This window comes from Candidatus Methylomirabilota bacterium, from assembly GCA_035260325.1.
Lineage (GTDB): Bacteria > Methylomirabilota > Methylomirabilia > Rokubacteriales > CSP1-6 > AR19.
Genome location: DATFVL010000106.1, coordinates 1 through 3,828 on the forward strand (window position 1 = coordinate 1; position 3,828 = coordinate 3,828).

Annotated in this window: 3 protein-coding genes; 2 read left to right on the plus strand and 1 reads right to left on the minus strand. The window is 73.4% G+C overall.

The features are described 5' to 3' along the window. Positions 1-1,393, plus strand: a 1,393-nt coding sequence (locus VKG64_07315) for an amidase (protein ID HKB24850.1), incomplete at its 5' end; no start/stop codon positions are given. Between the two features lie 4 nt (positions 1,394-1,397). Here VKG64_07315 and VKG64_07320 read toward each other — a convergent pair. Continuing rightward, the gene (locus VKG64_07320; GenBank protein HKB24851.1) at positions 1,398-2,840 is read right to left on the minus strand and encodes a chlorohydrolase family protein; all 1,443 of its coding nucleotides are present in this window, start codon (positions 2,838-2,840) and stop codon (positions 1,398-1,400) included. A gap of 121 nt (positions 2,841-2,961) precedes the next feature. Between VKG64_07320 and VKG64_07325 the strand changes: the two genes are divergently transcribed. Continuing rightward, positions 2,962-3,828, plus strand: an 867-nt coding sequence (locus tag VKG64_07325) for a nitrilase-related carbon-nitrogen hydrolase (protein ID HKB24852.1), incomplete at its 3' end; no start/stop codon positions are given.

The following is a 3,828-nucleotide window of genomic DNA, read 5'->3' on the forward strand; positions in this document are numbered from 1 at the left end:
CCCCGCGGAGGCCCTCGCTCGCCTCGTACGGGAGCGGCGCGTGTCGCCAGTCGAGCTCGTTCGGATCTATCTCGCGCGCATCGAGAAGCTCGACGTGCGCCTCCGCGCCTACATCACGCCGCTCCCCGACGCGGCGCTCGAGGCCGCGCGGCGGGCGGACGGCGCGGTGATCCGCGGCGAGCCGCTCGGCCCGCTGCACGGCGTCCCCTACGCCGTGAAGGACCAGTTCGACACCGCGGGCGTTCTCACGACGGTTGGCTCGCGCATCCTCGAGCGCCACGTCCCCTCAGAGAATGCGACCGTGATCTCGCGGCTCGCCGCCGCCGGCGGCGTGCTCCTCGGCAAGCTGAATCTGACCGAGTTCGCCCTCGGCGGCACGCAGGAGTTTCCGTTCGGCCAGCCACGCAATCCGTGGAACCCCGAGCACGATCCCGGCGGGTCCTCGTCGGGCTCGGGCATCGCGGTGGCGGCTGGGCTCTGCGCCGTCTCGCTCGGCGAAGATACCGGAGGCTCGGTGAGGACGCCGGCGTCCTGGTGCGGCGTCGTCGGCCTGCGCCCGACGTGGGGACGCGTCTCACGCCACGGCTGCTTCCCGCTCTGCTGGTCCATGGACACGCCGGGGCCGCTCGCGCGCACGGTGGAGGATGCGGCGCTCCTGCTCCAAGTCGTCGCGGGCCACGACGCGCGCGACCCGTGGACGAGCCGCCGTCCGGTGCCGGAGTATTCGCGGACCCTGGAGGGCGGCGTGCGCGGACTGCGGATCGGGCTCATCCGCGAGCTCACGCTCGGGCCGGAGACCGACGCCGAGATGAGCGCGGCGGTCCTCGCGGCCGCCAAGCGCCTGGAGGCGCTCGGCGCCGCGGTGGAGGAGATCTCTCTCCCGCTCGTCCCGCTCGCGGGGGCGATCTTCATGGCGCTCGCGGATTCCGACGGCGCGGGAGTCCATCGGCGCTGGCTCACCAGCCGCGCGCCGGAGTACGACCGTGGCACGCGGCGGCGGCTCCTGACGGCGAGCCTGATCCCGGCCGCGGCCTACCACCAGGCGGCGCGGGCGCGCGCGCTGCTCCGCACGCAGCTCCTGCACGCCCTCGACCGCTTCGAGCTCTTGCTCTGCCCCACGGCCCACCAGGCGGCGCCGCCGATCGCCGCGGGCAAGGGCGCGATCACGTCGCGCGCGGAGGTCGCCGGCAGGTTCTTCACCCGGCGCTCCTACGTGACGCCCGCGGCCCTCGCCGGGACGCCCGCGATCGCCGTCCCCTGCGGGTTCACCCGCGCCGGCCTGCCGCTCTCGGTCCAGCTGATCGGTCGGCGTTTCGAGGAAGCGACGCTCCTCCGCGCGGCGCACGCCTACGAGCGGGACACGGAGTGGGCCCGGCGCCGGCCGCCGCTCTGAGCCGCTACCCGCTCCACTCCGGGTAGGTCTGCGGCGAGAGCTCGTCGGCGCCGCGGCCGGCCCAATCGTGCTTCGCCATGCGCGGCCACATGCGCTCGCCCGCGGCCTGGAGCCCGCGCAGGATCGCCGGCTCGTCGGCGGCGAGGACGCGCCCGCCGTCCACCACGAGGCGGCCGTCCACGTAGACGCGGTCCACGTCCTCGTCGGTCGCGTTGTAGACGATGTTCTTGACGGGATCGCGCAGCGGCGTCATCCGCCACGAGGACGCGCGCCAGAGCACGAGGTCCGCCCTGGCGCCGGCAGCGATGCGGCCGAGGTCGTCGCGGCCGAGAGCGCGGGCGCCGCCGAGCGTCGCCGCGTCGAACACGTGGGCGGCGGTCGTCGCCTCGGTGTTGCGCTCCACGAGCTTTCCGACGACCGCCGCCCAGCGCATGGCCTCGATGACCGACTGTGGATTCGTGTCGGTCCCGAGCGACATGTTGACGCCGGCCGCGCGGTAGCGCGCGAACGACTCCATCGCGACGCCCCGCCGCGCGAAGACCCACACCGCGTGGGCGACCGAGCAGCCGGCGTCGCCCATCAGGCGGAGATCGCCCGCCGGGTGATTGGTCCACGACGAGCCGCCGACGATGATCGCGTGGCCGAGGATCGTGCGCGGGTCGAGGAGCCCCAGCTCGTGCATCCAGGCGACCGGCGTCTTGCCGTGGCGGGCCAGCAGCTCGTTGAACTCGACGACGGACTGCCCGGCGTGGACCTGGTAGGGGCAGCGCCGCTCGTCGGCGTGGCGCTTCGCCTCCCGGAGGAGCTCGGGCGTGCAGGTGTCGAGCTGGGCCGGCGCGAAGAAGCAGCGGACGAGGCCGCCGTGGGCGCCGTCGTGGCGCGCGTGGAACTCGACGGCGCGGCGCAGGCCCTCGCGGCCCTCGGCCTCGTTCCACTCCCACACGACGCGCCGCCCGTCGCGCGTGAGCCAGCGGCCCGAGCGGAACGCGAGCCCCATGTAGACGCGGAGGCCGTAGCGCCCCGCGCGCTCGACGACGTACTCGCCGAGCCCGCCGATCTCCATGACGGTCGTGACGCCGCCGCGCAGCAGCTCGGCCATCGAGAAATCCACGCAGGCGCGGCCGGCCTCGTCGTCCTGGGCCGCGCTCCGCACCGGCAGCATCTCGAAGAGGCCCGAGTACCAGAACTGCGGGCTGCCGCGGTCCTCGATGAACGAGCGGTCGAGCGGCGAGCCGCCGAGGTGGGCGTGGGTCGAGATGAGCCCTGGCGTCACCACGCGGTCGGCGGCGTCGACCGTCTCGTCCACGGTGCCGTCGAAGCGCGGCCCCACATGGAGGATGCGGTCGCCCTCGAGCACGACCACGCCGTTCCGGAGCAGCCGATGGCCGCGGCCGTCGAAGGCGATGACGGCGCCGGCCCGGATCGCGGTGCGTCGCGTCGCGCTCATGACTGGCCTCCGCTTACACGACTCGGGCCGCCCGTGTCAATCGCCCGCCGGCTCCGCTTGCCAGCCGCCCGTGAATGCGGTATCAGCGTGGGTCGTCGGGACGCACCAGGGGAGGGTCGCCATGCCGCGCCAGATAAAGGTCGCCGCCGCGCAGATGGGTCCGAACAACGAGGGCACGCCCCGCGAGGAGATCGTCGAGCGGATGCTCGCGCTCCTGGAACTGGCGATCCGTGACGGCGTCGAGGTCGTCGCCTATCCCGAGATGGCGCTGACGACCTATTTCCCGAAGAAGATCCGCCCGGACTTCGAGCAGTTCTTCGAGACCGAGGTGCCGCCCAAGGCCCTCGAGCCGCTCCTGCGGCGCGCGGCTCAGGCGCGCGTGGCCGTGCACGCGGGCTTCTGCGAGAAGGCCGACGGCCGGCGGTTCAACTCGGCGCTGCTCACCGACCGCGACGGCCGCCTCTGCGGCACGTTCAGAAAAATCCACCTCCCCGGCACGAAGGCGCCGGACGGCTTCGCGCAGGTCTACGAGCCCTACTACTTCGCCCACGGCGACTCGGGCTACAAGGTCTTCGACTGCGCCGGCGCCAGGGTGGGCATCGCGATCTGCCAGGACCGCCGCTACCCCGAGAGCTACCGCTGCCTCGCGCTCGAGGGCGCCGAGCTCATCCTGATCGGGTACAACACGCCGACCTCCCCGCTGGCACTCGAGCTGAACGAGCTCTGCATGCGCGCGGGCGCCTACGCGAACCTCTGCTTCGTGGTGGGCGTCGCGAAAGCGGGCGTCGAGGACGGCGTCGAGCTGATCGGGGGCTCGTGCATCATCAACCCGCTCGGCCAGGTGCTCGCGCGAGCGGCGACGACGGGCGACGAGCTGGTCGTCGCGCGGCTCGACCTCGACCAGATGGCGCCGGTGAGGAAGCGCTGGAACTTCCTCGGCCGCCGGCAGCCCCAGCACTACGCGCGCGTGCTGAAGCCCGTCACGGAG